Consider the following 18545-nt stretch of genomic DNA (forward strand, 5'->3'; position numbering starts at 1 on the left):
CGCTAAACTAGTGGCTGCCGTTATTTGTTTTTTGCTTCAATCCACTGGCTCATGTACTTGCTCGCTGTCAGTGTTTGATGCCACAACAAGCTTTGCATAAATAAACCGTTTCTATGCGTGTTAAGCGACTGTTTTAAACCAATGATTCTTTCAATTAACGGCACTTCTGGCTGTTCGCTTTCAAATGAGCTAAGTATTGTCGCCGTTAAGTTACTAGCGCTATCCCACGTAGACTTATCATTGTGAAGTGCCACAGCTTGTCTGACGTAGTCTTGAATAACCGCTGCGTCAGTTGTATTCGCGCTACAAAGCGCACCAGGCCATTGCGCTAGCTGCTTTGGAGCATCGATTTCCTGTATATTGCTATTAGCAGTGATTGAACTGGTTGAGGTGATACCTTCTGCACCTACCCACGTGGTGATACTAGGAGTAGCGCAGCGCATCGCATCAATTAGTTTGCCTTTAATGCCTGCGCCAAATCGTAAAGGAGCGATCAGCGCCTTTGCACTCAACATTATAGACTCCACATTTTCAGCCCAACCTTTTACCAAAAAGCCTTGTTTTTCGTTGTGCAGTTGGGTGGCCTTTTTAGGCGGGTAAGCGCCGTATATGTGCAATTCTGCTTTGGGTAGCGCTTTTCTTATCTCAGGCCATATGCTTTGCTTAAGTTGCAGAACCGCGTCCCAATTAGGCGCATGGCGAAAGTTTCCAATATGAACAAAGTGCGCTCTTTCCTCAAAAGGAAGCGTGACGAGGGGCGTTTTTCCTACAACAAGAGGGTGGTATTGGAGCTGCGCTCTAGGTACACCGTAATGTTCCGTCAAAAGCGCCATTTCTCGTTTTGAAATTACTAATGTAAGGTCGCTTCTTAGTATTGCTGCAACTTCTCTTTGCGCCAATTCGCTATTTAACTGAGCAAGGCGAGCATCATTGTCCTGTTTTACCGCTTCGTGCCTAGCCTGACGCAGGCTGTGCAAATCTTCAGTGTTTAAAACTCGAAGTGCATCTGGGCACGCTTCTTTTACTCGCCAGGAAAATTGCTCTTCTGTCATGTAGCGGTCGAATATAACAACGTCAGGCTTTATATGCGCTATTTGGCTATTAAAAGAACTACAATTCAATGCCACAGAATGCACATCAACGCCTAATGCTGTAAGGTCTTCTTTATGGTCGCTATCGGTGGCAGCGGTCAGAAATGTCACATTGAAATCGGCAGATAAGCAACGTTTAATAATAGCTAACATATTTTGGCCCGCGGCCGAAGAATTTGGCTCAGGCCACACATAACCGATAACAGCGACATTTAACATGGATGGATTACAACTTTTGCTTTAAGAATTTTGCCATCAAGGGCATAGTGAATAGTATGCAAATACTACCATAAATTTGAATTGGTCATTACAAAAGCAAGTGTTCCTTAGAAAATCTAATTCTTATAGGTAATTACCCTAAGTTTTTCTGTGTATTAGAATTATTTGTATGTAAAAAGGGGCAAAAAGCTATAATACAGGCCTTCCAGAGATGCGCTGAATACACGAGGGCAGTGCGTATCAGCGGCGTTGCGTGAATTGTTGATGTTCAGCGTAAAGCAAGATTTTCAAATTGAAAATGAGCCCCGCGGTATCACGGCTTATGAAGGATTCAGGTTAACTTAATGATTAGTAAAGAAATCATACTTTTTTACTAGTTGATACTTATTGACCAACTACATTTTTGTGCCTATACCTTAATGGACACAAGGCGAATGGAGGTGCCTTCAACGCTATATTGACAAAGGCGGCATGAAAGAGAGTGCACGAATGAATTTAGATGAATTAGTTTCGAAAGCGGAAAACCTCTTTGTTTTACCTGATTCGGTAACTCGACTTAAAGCTTGTATGGATGATGAAGCTTCAAGCATTGACGACATCGGCGATATTATTGCTTTCGATCCGTCATTGGCAACGCAATTGCTAAGAGTAGCAAACTCAGCGCTCTATCGTTTTCCTAATAAAATAGACACCGTCACAAGAGCCATCCAGGTAGTGGGGACTCGCTCCACTTACGACTTGGCACTGGCTTATGGCGTAAGCCAAGCATTCAGTGATGTAGACGGTCAACGTATCGATCTCGACAAGTTTTGGGAGCAAAGTGTTTCGTGCGGTCTTCTGGCAAAGTACTTTGCGGATATGCGCAATATTCGTGAGCCTGAGCGACTCTTTGTTTCGGGGCTGCTTCACAACATAGGCGAGCTGGTAACCGTTTCGGTTTTGCCTGAGTCGGCAACCCGTTGTCAGGCATTCAACACCAGAGTAAGTCCTGCTGAACTTCAATTTGGAGTGCTAGGGTTCACGTATGCGGAATTATCGGCAAGATTAATTGAAAAGTGGGATATTCCAAGCTCCATTTATACGCCAATTGCCAGTATCCACAAAGAAGAGGAGGAGTCTGCTTCTACAGATGAGAAGATTCTACAACTCTCGTATGTGTTGGCACTCGATAACGTTAACCCTGAGATCTACCCGAGTTATCACAACTTAAAGCCAGAATTGCATGAGGCATTGTCGCTTAATCGCGAAGATTTAGAAGACGCGCTAGATATAACCAATCTGCAGTGTATTTCGGTGATTTCCTTGTTTAACCCTAACGCGTTTATGTTGTATTAATGTAACGTTTATAACGTGCTTTTCGAAATGCCGTAGCGATCAGTCGAAAATCGCTACGGTTTGTCTACTGATGGCAATCACTTCATTATCCTTATCCCAAATCGTCGCTTCAGTATGGCCATAACCATCTGCAGCTTGTCTTGTGTGAGCTTTATAAGCAAACCAGTCTGTCGGGCTTACCGGCTTGTGAGGATGGATAAATTCCAAGTTCCAACTTACTGTACTGGCTGGTGCCGGAAGCTTCATCATTTGTAAAAGTGTAGGTGGCCATGCGTCGATCATAGTAATGATATGTGCATCAGTGATGGCTTCGGGGGGCTGCTTGAAGCGCATAAAGCCGTGATAATGGCTGGTTTTTCTGCGCGTAAATGGAATGCCGCCATCTTCAATTGCCAAATCAAAATAGCGTAAGAATTTAGGCGTAACTTTAGGTATTTGCGGGATGAACTTTGCTTTATTCGGCTGAGGCATGTCGTGTGTATCTGTATTCTCAACTTGAATACCTGACTGACGCGCAACACCAAAACAGGCTTGCGAAAAAACACAGCTTTTGCCGTCTTGAATAGCATGAGCAGTGAACTGAGAGACATTTTTCCCTGTTCTAAGTAGCGTTACTTCGATAGAAAAAGGCATTTCAAGAGATAGGGGACCAACAAAGTTAGTGGTAAAAGAGCGCAGCACGCGGTTATCGGTGACTTGCTGCTTTACTGCGGTGTAAAGCATACCGGCAGAAATTCCTCCAAACGCAGTTCGTCCCTGTCCCCACGTCTTGGGGATAACTAGTCCATCAACTTTCCATGTGTTTTCCGAAGTTTGAGATAATTGAGGAATATTGAGCAATTCATCTACTGTCATATTTGCTTGTCTGGTCTGATGAGTTAAGTGTTTGTCATCGTACCTTAAGCGCTATAGAACGAAAAGCCTCAGTTAGAAATTTTCGTTATGTTAACAAATAAGTAACAATTAGTTGTTTATTTTTTTGCCTAATGCATAGACTGGGCTATTGTCACTCAAAAGGACTGTTATGGCCCATACTCACGTTGAAGGTATTCCCGCTGCAGAAGCAGGAGCATCTAGAAGTTACCGGAATTACGTTCTATTCATATTAACCTTGGTGTATGCCTTTAACTTTATAGACAGGCAAATCATTGGGATTCTATCTCCTTTTATCAAAGCCGATTTGGGGTTAGATGACGCCCAACTTGGGTGGCTTAAAGGCATCTACTTTGCGCTACTTTATACCGTGATGGGGATCCCAATTGCATGGCTTGCCGACAGGTACAGCCGCGTTAATATCATTGCGATCTCTCTAACACTTTGGAGTGGATTTACCGCTGCATCTGGGTTAGCTGCCAATTACATGCAGCTTGCCATAGCACGTATTGGTGTCGGCATTGGTGAAGCGGGTGGTAGTCCACCGTCCCACAGTATTATTTCTGACTTATTCCCTAAAGAAAAACGCGCGGGCGCGCTCGCAATATACTCTTTAGGTATTCCTTTTGGCGTCATGCTTGCGTTTTTTGCATCAGCGTTCTTTTTACAGGGCGGTTCTGCCGACTGGCGAACGGTAATGTACAGCGTGGGTATTCCAGGGGTGTTACTGGCTATTTTGCTTAAGCTCACGGTCAAGGAACCTGCCAGAACGGTCTCTTTACCAAGCGCAGATGATGCGAATAAGCCGAGTGTAAAGTCGTCCCTCAAGATGCTACTGAAAATTCCGACGTGGTGGGGAATGGCACTGGGTATTTCCTTTGGATCATTCGGTAACTATGCCATATCGACGTGGGTAATTGATTACTACGTTCGCGCCTTTGCGGGTTTAGATATTACACAGTTGCTAATCGTTTTTGGCATTATCAATGGCACCGCCTATGCGCTCGGTGTATGGCTAGGAGGCTATATTGCTGATAGGTGGGGTAAGCACAATAAAAAAGCTTATGCGTTATTGCCCGCTATCGCACTTATTATTGGTGTGCCGGCATTTTATGCATCGTTACAAGTGCAAGATTTGTGGTTATCAGTAGGGCTCATGGCGCTGTTGTTATTCACCAGTGGTTCATACCTAGGGCCAAGTTTTGCGATGGCACAGACACTAGCTCCAATAAACGTAAGAGCCATGTCGACAGCGTTGTTCTTCTTCGTATTGAACATCATTGCGCTGGGCGGTGGCCCAACGCTGACGGGTATTATTAGCCAAGCATTGGTGCCATCTTTAGGCGAGACGGAGGCATTGAGACAGGCACTCATCTACCTAGTAGTTCCTTACGCGCTTTCTATTGCCGTGTTCTTATGGACGAGCACGAAGATTGTAAAAGATTGGGAAATGGCAGAAGCCAGAGGCTTATAGTATTATCGAACTTTCATGCTAAGGGGCTGATTTAAAGCCCCTTTGTTGTTTAAGTATAAAGGAGTGTATTGGTGACGTCGTCAGAGTTGAGTTTTCATTTTGCCCATGCAAATGGATTTCCGGCAGGTAGTTATAATGCGATGTTTTCAGCGTTACCTGATCACTTTCACCGTCTTCATGTTGAGCGCTTCGGACACGATCCTCAGCTTCCTGTGAATGGTAACTGGCGCAATCAAGTTCAAGAACTTATCAAGCATATAAAAAAAGAGAACAAGGATCCGCGAGGCGTGTATGGTATTGGGCATTCATTTGGTGCTGTAATTACCTACATGGCGGCTTGCGAAGCGCCAGAGCTGTTCAGAGGCATCATTTTATTCGATCCGCCACTTGTTGTCGGCCCGTTAAGTTACTTTTTTAAATTCGCGAAACACACGCCGTTAATTAACAAGCTTACGCCAGCGAAACTCGCGCAAACACGCAATACCAGTTGGCCAAGCAATACCGATATGGTGGCGTACTTTCACAGCAAAGCATTGTTTAGGGATATGGATAAACGATGCGTGCGCGATTATGTAAAATCTGTAACCGCCTTGAAGGGGGACAATATTTCGCTCACATTTCGTGCAGAAGTAGAAGCAGATTTGTTTCGCAATGTTCCGCACAATTTGGGTAAATATAAAGGAAAGCTTAAGTGTCCGGCCGTATTGGCGACAGGAAGCAAAAGTAACGTGTGTAAGCCAGAAATGTACTCGCGGCTTCTGAAGCATAATGCTATTGAGCATAGCGTGCTCGATGGTGGGCATATGTTTCCACTAGAACACCCTGAGCAGGTAGCGAGCTTTATTGAGCGTACTTTAACGCAGTGGAGTAATGAGGCGAATTAAACATTACGTAGATTGATTTAAGCGTTTTAACGCCAAAATCAATCTCGCCATAACATTAGGATAAATGAGTTAGTCGTGCTTTCTAGGCTTGCTTAGTCCACCCACGGGCTGACCTAACATTTCTCGCGTCACCAGTACCACGCCTTTTTCAGATACGCGGAATCCACGTGCCTTGTCTTGCTCGTGATCGTAACCAATTGTAGTACCTTCAGGAATGACACAACCTCGATCGATAATCACCTTTTTCAGCTTGCAATGGCGTTTAATTTCCACATCAGGAAGAATTACGGCGTCTTCAATAAGGCCATAGGAATGTACGCGTACGTTGGAAAAGCAAATAGATGAACGAAGTGTAGAGCCTGAAATTATACAGCCCCCAGAAACTACGGAGTTAATCGCTTCACCACGTCTGTCGTGGTCTTCCCAAACAAACTTTGCTGGTGGCAGTTGCTCTTGGTATGTCCATATAGGCCATTTTCTATCGTAGAGGTTCAATTGAGGTACAGGAGCAACCATTTCCATATTGGCTTCCCAAAATGAATCGATAGTACCTACGTCGCGCCAATAGGCGTTGTCTCCGCCACTTTTCTCAAAAGGATAGGCGTATACAGGGTGGTCGGCGATGATTGATGGAATGATGTCTTTACCGAAGTCTCGCTGCGAGCCCATATTTTCAGCATCAACACGTAATTGCTCGAATAAAAACTCTGTATCAAACACGTAATTGCCCATAGATGCTAAGCAGCGCGTTGGGTCATTAGGAAGTGGAGTCGGGTTAGCTGGCTTCTCTTCAAATCCGTTAATACGATAGTTTTCATCAACCGACATAACGCCAAACGCACCCGCGGCTTCTTCCAAGGGCACTGACATACATGAAACCGTCATTTTTGCACCAGATTCTTTGTGCTTGGCCAACATATCACCGTAGTCCATACGGTATATGTGGTCGCCCGAAAGGATCATGACATATTTTGGAAGCTCATCACGAATGATATCTATGTTTTGGAAGACCGCGTCTGCGGTTCCTTCATACCAACTGTCGGAGAAACGTTGAGAAGCGGGTAGGATTTCTACAGATTCGCCAAGTTCTTTTTTGAAATGACCCCAACCGCGAACCAAGTGACGAATAAGAGAATGCGACTTGTATTGGGTAACCACGCCTATTCGACGGATACCTGAATTAACACAATTTGATAGCGGGAAATCGATAATTCTAAATTTACCGCCGAAATAAAGTGCCGGTTTGGCTCGCCAATTAGTGAGCTCGTGTAGTCTAGAACCTTTACCTCCCGCGAGGATGAGCGCATATGTATCGCGAGTAAGGTTACTGATGTAACGAGAACTTTGATCTGCCATTTCCTATAAACTCCTGTAATAAAGCGACAACTGTGTATCGATAGAAATATAAAAAGAAAACGAAGTGTTGCGATTGACTGCGCTATGCATGATAGGCCTGATTGAACAGGCTTTCTTGATAACCTAAATCCATATTACACAAGATAATTTAGAATGACAGCGCGATTTTCATGCTTTGTGATGAAATGGTAAATGTTTTTAAAAAATTGTAGGTTGGGGGGCTCTCGCCCTTACAGAGACACCCACCCTAATTCCCTTAATCTCATCCAATGGCATTCAACTGTTGCTCTTACAAAGACACCCACCATTATCTCTTATTCTTACTCTGGAATAGAATTCTTGAATTAAAATTTTAGCATGACACCCATCGCTACTATATCGCTACTATGAGTTAGTTACTTAGTAAATTTGACGATAAAAAAATTAGCGAGACACACAATTCAATTTCATCATGCGCATCCAGAAAAGACCCTCGATCAAAGCAAGTCACTGTGTAGACACCCATTTTTAAACTGTAGAAAGTTAGTCTACACTTTGCTCGATAAACGAAGTGGTTACTTCATGCATCATAAGGTTTTATTGCTGAGTGTCCTTTCTCGGTAACGCGAAAGAGAAGGCTCATAATAGTTATGTTGAGTATAAATTTGCTTTCAACTGCGTTAAACATGACGGGATGGGTGTCTATCTAACAGTAAAATGAGCAAGAAAGATCTTTAAGTGACAAATGTTAATTAAATGTTATATTTGAAGGGTCAATTCTTTTATGGAGTCTCAGATGGGAGCGTTAAAAAAACTCTTAATGGTCGTAGGTGTTGTTATCGTATTATTTGTCGCAACAAGCTTTTTTATTCCTAAAGATTACAGCGTTGAAAGAACAATTAATATTGATGCTCAGCCATCAGAAATATATCCCTATGTCGTTGATTTGAAAGAGTGGAAGAAATGGGGCGTATGGTTCAAGCGTGATCCTGATATGAAACTTGATTATTCAGGGCCTGATAGAGCTATTGGGATGCGTTCCGAGTGGTTAAGTGAAACCGAGGGAAATGGAGAAATGGAGATTACGCAACTAGAGCATAACAGACGTGTGATGTACCGATTATATTTTCCCGATTTTGACATGGGTTCATCGGGCGTCGTAGAAATTGAGCCTACAGAAAATGGTTCTCTTGTAACCTGGAGAGATGAAGGTTCGGTAGATAATAACCCAATAAACAAATATTTTGCTTTGATGATGGACAGCATGATTGGTCCTGATTTCGAAATGGGTCTAGAAAATCTCAAAATACTCGCCGAAAACGCTGGGTAGGGCATACAACTTTCTGATCTGACTGAATAAGTGCACCGTATATGTTCAATCAAATTGCGGTGCATGCTTACCTTCCATGAAACAAAAAAATTTACTTATTACAGGCCTTTCGCTTAATAAACTAGCCGACCTTCTGATCTCTGCTAAAACAACCTTGACCGCACTTCTTATTAGCATTGGCGCACCAGTTTGGATGATAGGCTGGCTGGTTCCAATTAGAGAGTCGGGCGCGCTTCTGCCTCAAGTACTTATTAGCATTTATCTTCGAAAACATACTCAGCGGCACTTGGTTTGGCGTGTCGGTATGCTCACACAAACGCTTTCAGTTTTCTGTATGCTGCTCGCGGTCATTTCATTTTCAGGGGGCTTGGCGGGTACCTTGATACTTATTTCCCTTGTCTTCTTGAGCCTGGGTCGCTCTGCCTGTTCTCTTACCGTGAAAGATATGGAGGCTGACGTAGCTAAGAAAGGAGAGCGGGGTAACCTAATCGGAATTGCATCTACCGTTTCAGGCATGGTCACCCTTGTTATAGCTATACCTTTGACAATTTACGACGGCTCTCTTTCTTCGAACGTGCTGCTGATAGTCTTGTGCGGGAGTCTTTTATCATTTGTTTTGACCCTTATATGTGTATGGCCTGTTAAAACGACGGTAGATGTGGGTAGTAAAGAGGAAAAAGCGTTTAGTATTGACTTCGACGCCACGGTTTACAAATTCATTTTGGTAAGAGGGCTTTTCGTTCACTCAGCCTTGGTTGCGCCTTATTTTATGATAGAAAAAAATGGAGATGTAAAAGAGCTGCTTCCTATTTATATAGGAGCCGAAGCAACTGCTGCTCTTTTATCATCAATAATTTGGGGAAAGATTGCAGACAAAAGCGCAAAGTTAACACTTCAAATTTCAGGGTTACTCGCAATAATTTCATGCATTGGTTTGCTTACATTGCAAACGACGACGATTGTAACCTCTGCACTGTTGTTTTTCTTGTTATCCGTATCCCATGCTGGCGTAAGAACCGGACGGAAAACATATAGTTTAGATGTTAAAGAAGGCCATGAAAGAACAGAGCTGGTTGGCTTCTCAAACACGGCTATAGGTATGATTTTATTAGCATTCGGTGCACTTTACGCTGCATTAACCCCTGTTTTAACCTTTTCAGTGGTTTATATTATGGCTGGTATGCTGTTACTGGCAATTATCACTACTGTTATCTTACCTGACGAGAAGTAGAATGGTTTAGTCAAAACATATCGCTGCCGAAGATATTTTGGCCATTCGTTTTCTTTTAGTATTTGCTTGGAACTTCCGCATAGATGAACCGTCTCCTGCCGCGACTGAAAACACGTTTTCGAAATCACTGATAATGTGATGCCAATGATGTTGGCATACACCAAGAGGTTTTACATGTTGAATGGGTCTCGTTTGAGCGGCTGTCAAATCGGTGTCGCGCAACAGTTCGATTGACTGGTTAAGAAGATCGCAATAGTCATTCAATGTGAAATCTAAGCTGCGAGTGTTTCTACATCGTTGGTGGCTCTTTAATGGCATTAACCCTTTTATTGTCTTGTTTTGTGAAATATTCGTGTTCAATCTCTTATTAATGCTTGTGTGATATGAGTCTTGTAGGTCCGTTGCGACCTTTGCGCGTATAGGGTTTAAGTCAACATATGCCATACATGACAGTAGGGCTTTTTCTGTTAGCAATGCTTGTGAACGGAAGCGATCTTCCCAAAATCTGCCAGTACAATTGTCCTCTTCGTTTGCTTTTCTCGCAATATACTCGTTTAAATTTCTCATAAACCAGCTTATGTCGTAGAGCCTTTTTCTATACACATCAGCAGTACTTTTAACTGTCTCATACTCACTCTCGCTCAAGATCTCGCCCTTCATAAACTTTTGAGTAAGTACGGTTCCTTTGTGCATTTTATGCCATTGATGTAACACAGTTTGTAATGACCATGAGAGCGCTGCCTCTTTATTCACGCATAAAACGATATGGACATGGTTGCTCATAACAGCGTAAGCACAAATATCTATCGCGAATACCCGGCTCAAAAATAACAGCCGTTGTTCTACCCACGATTTTCGATGCTCGTAACTAACTCTATTGTTTCGGTCGTACCCGCAGAGGTAGCTACGGCGCACGCAGCGAGATATACAATGATAGTAGGGTGTATCTTTTAAACTAATGAGAGATTTTCTGCTTTGAGCCATGTTAGATAAATGCAAGGTAATTAGTCATTGTGTGACCTTAGCATTGAGAATATTGAGTTGTGACCTGACCGATGGACTTGTTTTGTTTTAGAAGAGACACCCAACGTAAGACTTTTCGATGAAAAGTAATGAATATTTGGAGAGACATCCATTGCAAAGCTAACTTGCTGAGCGTGAAAGAATGTATTTTTGAGTTTGTGCCTACAAACTTATAAAGACACCCATTACATAAACGGTGATTTCAAGTGAAACTTCACAATTAGGGTGGGTGTCTTTCTTAGAGGGAGCGTATTACCGCATCCCCCATCAGTTTTTTATTTCGCTAGAAGCGCATTAGCTGCTTTCGACACGGGAGAGCGGCCTAAAAGTTCTGAAATGTAAGAAGACGCTTTTAACAACTTCGTCATGTCTATACCTGTTGATATACCCATACCGTTTAACATATATAGGACGTCTTCAGTTGCAACATTCCCACTTGCACCTTTGGCATACGGGCAGCCTCCAAGTCCTGCAACAGCTGAATCAATGGAAGAGATGCCATATCCAAGGGCAGTGTATAAATTCACTAGCGCTTGTCCATAAGTATCATGGAAATGGGCGGCAACTTTGCTGACATCAACCTCATTTAAGACGTCATCTAATAGCAGTTTTGTAGACATTGGTGTACCTACGCCGATAGTATCGCCAAGGGATACTTCGTAACACCCCATGTCAATAAGTTCCTTACTCACCTGTGTAACGGCACTAGGTGAAATTTTACCTTCATAAGGACACCCCATTACGCACGAAACGTAGCCCCTCACTTTGATTTTGTTTTCGCTTGCCAGGTCAAACACAGCCTCGAAACGCTTTAAGCTCTCGCTTATAGAGCAGTTAATGTTCTTTAGTGAAAAGGACTCAGAGGCAGCACCGAATACTGCAACCTCTTTCGCACCCGCTTCAATGGCTGCTTCCAAGCCTTTAAGGTTGGGTGTCAATGCAGAATAATGAATCTTGTCTTCGGGGCTAAGCGCCTTAAAAACCGCATCCGAGTTCGCCATTTGGGGCACCCATTTGGGCGATACAAAGCTTCCTGCTTCGATACGGTTAAGGCCAGTTTTAGAAAGAAGTTGAATAAGTTCAATCTTTTGTTCGGCGCTTAAGGCCTGCTTTTCATTCTGAAGGCCATCTCGAGGACCTACTTCAACAATACTCACTTCTTTAGGAAACATCACATCAAACCTCGGCAGCTTCTTTAGTGGAGAACGCCAACAGTGTTGCGCCACCGTCAACTAGTTCACCGGGATTGAAAAAGAACTCTTCCACTGCACCATCGTGCGGGGCAATGATGCTGTGCTCCATTTTCATCGCTTCCATAACTAGTATAGGCTCGCCTTTTTTGACCAACACACCCTTTTCGACCAAATGCGCCACTATGGTTCCGTTCATCGGGGCACTGAAATTAGCGTCGCCATTATCATCGTTATCATCACCAAGAGATGCTGAGATTAGGCTGAACTTAGCATGGGTGTCTTTGTTGAAGAGTGTAAACACGCCATCATTATCTGAATACGTAAATGTTGATTTGTACCCATTAATTGTTGCATGCAAAGCACTATCTACCAGCTTGCCTTTAACGTTATAGGAATTGTCTCCAACAGATAGCTCCCAAGCATCTTCAGTTCCGTGACGCTGGTGTTTGACCCCAACATGCACTTCTTCTTGGTTGCAAAGCAAGGTGAGAGTTTCTGTATGATTTGCATTAGCGCGCCACGCACCGGCGGTTGACCACACAGATGGGGTTTTATCGCTTCTAGAAACTTTTCTATTTAAAAGTGAAAGCAATGCCATCACAGGAATGTTTACTTGGGTGTCATCGCTAGCTGCATCATTACTTGTCGCGCTAAACAACGAATCATGGTGTTTCTCCACAAACGTAGTTGTAAGCTCAGCGGCAACGAACGCAGGGTGTGTAGCGACACGCTTTAAGAAGTCGATGTTTGTGCTTACACCGTCGATGTAGTAGTCACCCAGTGCACTAATTAAGCGCTTGAGCGCTATTTCACGGTTCTCTCCCCAAACCACAAGCTTGGCAATCATAGGGTCGTAAAAAACGCTTACCTCATCACCTTCAACAACACCTGTATCAACGCGAACTACGTCGTTTTCTTTTGGCGTACGTAAAAGGCACAGCGTGCCGGTAGAAGGCAGAAACTCGTTGTTTGGATCTTCAGCATAAATGCGCGCTTCGAATGCGTGTCCTGTTAACGTAAGTTCATTTTGTTGTTTAGGAAGGGGCTTTCCTTCGGCAATAGTTAATTGCCAGTGAACCAAATCCTCACGGGTGATCATTTCTGTCACAGGATGCTCTACTTGCAAGCGTGTATTCATTTCCATGAAGTAAAACGAATCGTCTTCATCAAGTAAAAACTCAACCGTTCCCGCACCGACGTAGTTAATGGCTTTCGCCGCGAGTATCGCCGCTTCACCCATTTTTTCTCTCACTGACTGAGACATATTGGGGGCAGGGGCTTCTTCAATAATCTTTTGGTGTCGGCGTTGAACCGAACAATCACGTTCAAAAAGGTATACGCCGTTGCCATGGGTGTCACAGAAAACTTGAATTTCAACATGACGAGGGCGCGTCAGGTACTTTTCAACCAGCATGTGGTCGTCACCAAAGCTCGCCATAGATTCACGTTTGGCTGCGCTTAATGCTTGAGAAAACTCTTTTTCACTCCACACTTGGCGCATGCCCTTACCGCCACCGCCAGCAGCGGCTTTTAGTAGGACTGGGTAGCCCATTTCATCGGCAGCGCCTTTTAATACCGCTTCACTTTGATCGTCGCCGTGATAGCCTGGAACCAAAGGAACGCCTGCTTTTTCCATAATGTGTTTAGCGGCAGACTTAGACCCCATCGCTTCAATTGCAGATGCTGGTGGGCCTACGAAGATAATATTGTTTTTGGCGCATAGATTCGCAAACTCAGCATTTTCTGAGAGAAAGCCATAGCCTGGGTGAATAGCGTCCACACCAAGGTGCTTCGCTTTCTCAATGATCAACTCGCCTCGTAAATAACTTTCCTTCGATGGTGATGGCCCTAGATAAACAGCTTCTTCAGCCATTTGTACATGAAGGGCATTTTTGTCGGCGTCAGAGTAAACGGCTACCGTCTTTATACCTTGAGCGTTGGCTGTCCTTATAACGCGGCATGCAATTTCACCACGGTTTGCAATTAGTAATTTATTTATCATTCTTAACCTCCACCCATGAAGCACTGCGCTTTTCTAAAAAGGCTGACAGACCTTCTTGACCTTCTTGAGATGTCCTAACTTGTGCGATAAGTTTGCTCGTCTTTGTGAGAAGGGCATCGTTAATCTCTTGCGTAGACACCCATTGCACTAAGTCTTTTGCTTTCGCCACTGCTTGGGGGCCGTTTTTCAGTATGTTTGATAAAATATTGTCGATAGTGCTATCGAGTTCGTCTTCTGTTACTGATTCGCTCAAAAGTCCAAGTCGTCTCGCTCTGCGCGCAGAAAATACTTCAGCGGTCTGGAAGTAGCGTCGGCATACTCGTGCGCCCATAGCTTCAACCACGTAAGGGCTGATGGTTGCTGGAATAAGGCCAATTTTAACTTCACTTAAGCAAAATTTACTGAGCTTGCTTCCAATAGCAATATCGCAACATGCAATTAAACCAACAGCACCGCCAAAAGCTGCACCTTGTACTCTTGCTATCGTGGGCTTCGGCATTTTATAAAGCGTCTGCAGCATGGTTGCTAATGCAAGTGCATCACTTTCATTTTGCGCTTCGGTATAGCTGGCCATTTTTTTCATCCAGTTAAGATCGGCTCCTGCACTGAAACTTTTGCCTTCAGCTCTCAGGATTAGTGCCCTAACGCTTTTATCTTCCCCCGCTTTTTTAAAAACGCGAGTAAGCTCGTTTATCATTTCGTCGTCAAAGGCATTATGTTTTTCAGCTCTGTTTAAAGTAACAGTGGCAATGTTTCTTTCATCTACGCTGTAAATAACTGATTGTTCCATTACCTGCACTCCTACATTCTAAATATGCCAAATTGGGTGTCTTCGATAGGCTTGTTAAGCGCCGCTGAAAGCGATAGGCCAAGCACTAATCGAGTATCCGCAGGGTCAATAACACCATCATCCCAAAGCCTTGCAGACGCATAGTATGGATGCCCTTGTTTTTCGTAAGTGTCGATAACAGGTTGTTTAAATGCCTTTTCTTCTTCTGCAGACCATGATTCGCCTGAGCGCTCTTTTTGGTCGCGCTTAACTTGAGCGAGAACGCCAGCAGCTTGTTCACCACCCATTACAGAAATTCGAGCGTTTGGCCACATGAAAAGGAAGCGTGGGTCATAGGCTCTGCCGCACATGCCGTAGTTACCTGCACCGAAACTTCCGCCGATAAGCACTGTGAGCTTTGGCACATTCGCACATGCAACGGCGGTTACCATTTTTGCGCCGTGTTTTGCGATACCGCCATGCTCGTATTGCTTACCGACCATAAAGCCTGTGATGTTTTGCAAAAACACGAGAGGGATTTTTCGCATGGCGCATAGTTCGACAAAATGAGCACCTTTAAGCGCGCTTTCACCGAAAAGTATGCCGTTGTTAGCCACAATGCCTACGGGGAAACCGAAAATGCGCGCAAAACCACAAACCAAGGTTGTGCCGTAAAGCGGTTTGAACTCATCAAAGTCTGAGTCATCCACAACACGCGCAATGATTTCTCTTACATCGTATGTATGACGACTATCAGCAGGCACAATGCCGTAAATTTCTTTAGTGTCGTAGCGTGGAGGTTTTACCTCGGCCACATCTAGGCATTCTGGCTTCTTTCGGTTTAGTCTGGAGACAGCATTACGCGCTAATGAGAGTGCGTGGTGGTCGTTGTTGGCGAGATGGTCGGCAACGCCCGAAATTCGAGTATGAACGTCACCACCGCCAAGCTCTTCTGCGGAAACAACTTCACCTGTTGCAGCTTTAACAAGCGGTGGGCCGCCCAGAAAAATAGTCGCTTGTTCTTTAACGATAATGCTTTCATCAGCCATGGCGGGAACATAAGCACCACCAGCTGTACAGGAACCCATTACTACCGCAATTTGAGGAATATTCTTAGCAGACATATTCGCTTGATTAAAAAAGATGCGACCAAAGTGCTCTCTATCTGGGAATACATCATCTTGGCGAGGTAAGTTAGCGCCACCTGAATCTACTAAGTAAATACAAGGTAGGTTATTTTGCTCTGCGATAGTCTGAGCGCGAAGGTGCTTTTTAACGGTAAGGGGGTAGTACGTCCCGCCTTTTACAGTGGCATCGTTAGCTACAATCATACACTCGATACCTGCAACAATACCGATACCGGCAACGACTCCGGCACAAGGTACATAGTCTTCATAGACTTCCCATGCTGCCAGTTGGCCTATTTCCAGAAAGGGCGTGTCTGGGTCAATCAGTGCGTTGATTCGGTCGCGAGGTAGAAGTTTTCCTCGAGACACGTGGCGCTCCGCCGCTTTTTCACCGCCACCTTGGCAAATTTGTTCGATTTTTTCGAGGAGATCATTTACCTGAGCCTGCATGTGTTCAGCATTTGCGATAAATGTTTCGGATTTAGTATTTATACTTGAGCGAAGAACGGGCATAACCCCTCCTTGTGTTGGGCCTAGGCGACGGCTGTCGCGTTAGCCACTAGTTAGCAAGATGATTAGCAAGACACCCATGCTAAGCGCTTTCGCTGCGGTGGGTGTCTTTGCAATTCATTAGCCTATTAATAAAGTTCAGCGTTTCTAAATCTACTTTAAATAGAGTAGGGTGGGTGTCTTCCTAATTTCTATGACACAGGGAATGCCTAAGCTTTCCCTGTTTCAAACGAAGTTTGTTTCCACCCAGAACTCCGTGTTATTTCGATTCGTTAAATAGCTCGCGGCCTATAAGCATTCGGCGAATTTCAGACGTTCCTGCGCCAATTTCATAAAGCTTGGCATCACGTAATAAGCGTCCCGTTGGGTATTCGTTGATGTAGCCATTACCACCAAGTAGCTGAATGGCATCTAATGCCATTTTGGTTGCCAGTTCCGCTGAGTAAAGAATAGCGCCAGCAGCATCTTTTCGCGTTGTTTCACCGCGATCGCATGATTGTGCAACGGTGTAGACATACGCGCGTGCGGCATTCATTTGCGTGTACATGTCAGCTACTTTGCCTTGTACTAGCTGGAATTGACCAATTGATTGACCAAACTGCTGACGGTCGTGAATGTAAGGTACTACGATATCCATGCACGACTGCATAATGCCTAGCGGGCCACCTGATAAAACAAGGCGCTCGTAATCTAGGCCACTCATAAGTACGCGAACACCTTCGCCTTCTTTGCCAAGAATGTTCTCAGCTGGTACTTCGCAATCTTCGAAAACTAATTCACAGGTATTAGAAGAGCGCATACCTAGTTTGTCGAGTTTCTGTGCGCGGCTAAAGCCAGGGAAATCGCGCTCTACGATAAACGCTGTGATCCCTCTTGGCCCTGCGTTAGGGTCGGTTTTCGCGTAGATAACAAATGTATGTGCATCAGGACCGTTTGTGATCCACATCTTATTGCCGTTTAGGATGTATTTGTCGCCGCGTTTTTCAGCTTTCAACTTCATACTAACAACGTCCGAACCTGCATTGGGCTCGCTCATTGCCAGTGCACCAATGTGTTCACCGCTTACTAACTTAGGCAGGTACTTTTCACGCTGGGCATCGTTACCGTTTTTAAAAATCTGGTTAACACAAAGGTTCGAATGCGCGCCATAGCTCAAACCGATACCACCTGACGCGCGGCTAACTTCTTCCATTGCGATAGTATGCGCAAGGTAGCCCATATCAGAGCCACCATATTGCTCTGAAACTGTAACGCCCAATAGGCCCATATCGCCAAGTTTTGTCCACAATTGGTTTGGGAATTGGTTGTCTGCGTCTGCTTGTTCAGCAAGAGGAGCAATCTCATTTTGTGCAAATTGATAGACCTGATCACGTAACATCTCGATGTCTTCGCCAAGTCCAAAATTTAAAGTAGGGTAGGAGGTGTTCATGCGATATTTCCTCGTTTGAGTTCTGCGAGTTCTTCACGGCAACGTGCTTCAACATCATCCAGTTCAGTCATTAACATCTGGATGTCTTCTAGCTGCTGTTTAAGCACCGCTCTTTTCTGTTCAGTCATTTCGAGCATGGCTTCTAACTGAATAGCCGAATTGGGGTTGGTGTCGTACATGTCGAACAGTGTTTTGACTTCAGCAAGGGAAAATCCTAGTCGTTTTCCTCGCAAGATCAGCTTTAAGCGCACTCTATCTTTGTTCAGATAAACGCGATTTTGTCCCGTTCTTGACGGTGACATTAGGCCTTGTTCTTCGTAAAAACGAATTGAACGAGGAGTAATGTCAAACTCTCGAGCGAGTTCGCCTATTGCATATGTTGTTTCGTCGTCGTACTTGCTCATTACACGTACCTTGTATTTCAGCGCTGTTTAACACCCTTGTTTTGACGTGGGTGTCTTTGTAATTAAATTCTCTGTAGTAGGTTGGGTGTCATTGCAATAGCACTATCGTTTTAAGGTAGATGGTTTTATATACCGCTATATTAAAACGTAGTGTTTGGTTGACACATACTTAGTACAGGTTTACGTTAACGTTAATTACATTTTACGTTAAGGTAAAGTAACATTTTGCTAACGTCAATTTTTCATGGTGAAGGCAAGACGTTGTAGCTGTTAGGGGTGTTTACTTTTGTATACATCTACGTAGCTTTCTTCACTT

Annotated in this window: 15 protein-coding genes; 5 read left to right on the forward strand and 10 right to left on the reverse strand. The window is 44.2% G+C overall.

From position 1 onward, the window contains the following. Positions 1 to 20: 20 nt before the first annotated feature. Positions 21 to 1310, reverse strand: coding sequence for a glycosyltransferase (locus tag AC0J2X_RS14415; RefSeq protein WP_472996155.1), 1290 nt, complete (start codon positions 1308 to 1310; stop codon positions 21 to 23). A gap of 489 nt (positions 1311 to 1799) precedes the next feature. Here AC0J2X_RS14415 and AC0J2X_RS14420 point away from each other — a divergent pair, with 489 nt between their 5' ends. Continuing rightward, positions 1800 to 2645 (forward strand): HDOD domain-containing protein, encoded by an 846-nt coding sequence (locus AC0J2X_RS14420; RefSeq protein WP_014976262.1) that lies wholly within the window; start codon positions 1800 to 1802, stop codon positions 2643 to 2645. Positions 2646 to 2684: 39 nt separating this feature from the next. Here the strand turns inward: AC0J2X_RS14420 and AC0J2X_RS14425 are convergent, their stop codons facing one another. Further along, positions 2685 to 3500, reverse strand: coding sequence for an acyl-CoA thioesterase (locus AC0J2X_RS14425; protein ID WP_039227081.1), 816 nt, complete (start codon positions 3498 to 3500; stop codon positions 2685 to 2687). Positions 3501 to 3669: 169 nt separating this feature from the next. Between AC0J2X_RS14425 and AC0J2X_RS14430 the strand changes: the two genes are divergently transcribed. Together AC0J2X_RS14430 and AC0J2X_RS14435 are read left to right on the forward strand one after the other, a co-directional pair. Then, complete coding sequence (locus AC0J2X_RS14430; RefSeq protein ID WP_014949150.1) at positions 3670 to 4992, forward strand: spinster family MFS transporter; 1323 nt, start codon at positions 3670 to 3672, stop codon at positions 4990 to 4992. A gap of 71 nt (positions 4993 to 5063) precedes the next feature. Beyond that, a complete protein-coding gene (locus AC0J2X_RS14435) occupies positions 5064 to 5876 on the forward strand; it encodes an alpha/beta fold hydrolase (protein WP_014976265.1) in 813 nt (270 codons plus the stop codon). 69 nt (positions 5877 to 5945) lie between these two features. Here the strand turns inward: AC0J2X_RS14435 and glgC are convergent, their stop codons facing one another. Continuing rightward, complete coding sequence (glgC, locus tag AC0J2X_RS14440) at positions 5946 to 7232, reverse strand: glucose-1-phosphate adenylyltransferase (protein ID WP_014976266.1); 1287 nt, start codon at positions 7230 to 7232, stop codon at positions 5946 to 5948. A 775-nt stretch (positions 7233 to 8007) separates the two neighbouring features. Between glgC and AC0J2X_RS14445 the strand changes: the two genes are divergently transcribed. Together AC0J2X_RS14445 and AC0J2X_RS14450 are read left to right on the forward strand one after the other, a co-directional pair. Further along, positions 8008 to 8541, forward strand: coding sequence for an SRPBCC family protein (locus AC0J2X_RS14445; protein ID WP_014976267.1), 534 nt, complete (start codon positions 8008 to 8010; stop codon positions 8539 to 8541). Between the two features lie 76 nt (positions 8542 to 8617). After that, the gene (locus AC0J2X_RS14450) at positions 8618 to 9772 is read left to right on the forward strand and encodes an MFS transporter (protein ID WP_156078240.1); all 1155 of its coding nucleotides are present in this window, start codon (positions 8618 to 8620) and stop codon (positions 9770 to 9772) included. 6 nt (positions 9773 to 9778) lie between these two features. Here AC0J2X_RS14450 and AC0J2X_RS14455 read toward each other — a convergent pair whose 3' ends face one another. The 7 genes from AC0J2X_RS14455 to AC0J2X_RS14485 form a co-directional block, all read right to left on the reverse strand. Next, a complete protein-coding gene (locus AC0J2X_RS14455) occupies positions 9779 to 10756 on the reverse strand; it encodes a transposase (RefSeq protein WP_472996156.1) in 978 nt (325 codons plus the stop codon). Between the two features lie 314 nt (positions 10757 to 11070). Continuing rightward, positions 11071 to 11967, reverse strand: a complete 897-nt coding sequence (locus AC0J2X_RS14460; protein ID WP_081333979.1) for a hydroxymethylglutaryl-CoA lyase — start codon at positions 11965 to 11967, stop codon at positions 11071 to 11073. A gap of 4 nt (positions 11968 to 11971) precedes the next feature. Then, a complete protein-coding gene (locus AC0J2X_RS14465) occupies positions 11972 to 13990 on the reverse strand; it encodes an acetyl/propionyl/methylcrotonyl-CoA carboxylase subunit alpha (protein WP_472996157.1) in 2019 nt (672 codons plus the stop codon). After that, complete coding sequence (locus AC0J2X_RS14470) at positions 13980 to 14780, reverse strand: enoyl-CoA hydratase/isomerase family protein (RefSeq protein WP_472996158.1); 801 nt, start codon at positions 14778 to 14780, stop codon at positions 13980 to 13982. The genes AC0J2X_RS14465 and AC0J2X_RS14470 overlap by 11 nt, the downstream gene beginning before the upstream one ends. An 11-nt stretch (positions 14781 to 14791) precedes the next feature. Further along, positions 14792 to 16399: a carboxyl transferase domain-containing protein gene (locus tag AC0J2X_RS14475; protein WP_472996159.1), complete on the reverse strand. Its 1608-nt coding sequence runs from the start codon at positions 16397 to 16399 to the stop codon at positions 14792 to 14794. A 256-nt stretch (positions 16400 to 16655) separates the two neighbouring features. Further along, entirely contained in the window at positions 16656 to 17825 is a 1170-nt protein-coding gene (locus AC0J2X_RS14480) for an isovaleryl-CoA dehydrogenase (RefSeq protein WP_014949160.1), read from the reverse strand. Further along, complete coding sequence (locus tag AC0J2X_RS14485) at positions 17822 to 18229, reverse strand: MerR family transcriptional regulator (protein WP_014949161.1); 408 nt, start codon at positions 18227 to 18229, stop codon at positions 17822 to 17824. Before AC0J2X_RS14485 ends, AC0J2X_RS14480 begins: the two co-directional genes overlap by 4 nt. Positions 18230 to 18545: the final 316 nt, after the last annotated feature.

This window comes from Alteromonas sp. R7, from assembly GCF_055755235.1.